Annotated in this window: 1 protein-coding gene; it reads right to left on the bottom strand. The window is 53.0% G+C overall.

Going from position 1 to position 247, the window contains the following annotated elements; translation table 11 throughout:
* Positions 1–189: Ig-like domain-containing protein (locus tag ACSV5T_RS10205; RefSeq protein ID WP_438321067.1), on the bottom strand; the 189-nt coding region annotated here is incomplete at its 3' end.
* Positions 190–247 lie beyond the last annotated feature (58 nt).

Below are 247 nucleotides of genomic sequence, written 5' to 3' on the forward strand. Positions count from 1 at the left end.
TGTGCCGGCAGTCGATGCTTTCGTCGTGTGCGTCCGTCCGTTGTACGTGATGGACACCGTCGACCCCTTCTCGGCTTTTCCAGTTACTTTCGTCGATTTGTTCGTCAGCGTCGAGATGGTCGGCTTCGACGGTGCTACTTTATCGATGGTGAACGTCAAGAGTTTCACGTTTCCTGCCTCGTCTGTCACACGAAGTGAGTAAACACCGGAAGCGACAACCGTCTGTCCACTCGCAATATTTTTACCG

This window comes from Veillonella sp. ZSJB6, from assembly GCF_051549505.1.
Lineage (GTDB): Bacteria > Bacillota > Negativicutes > Veillonellales > Veillonellaceae > Veillonella.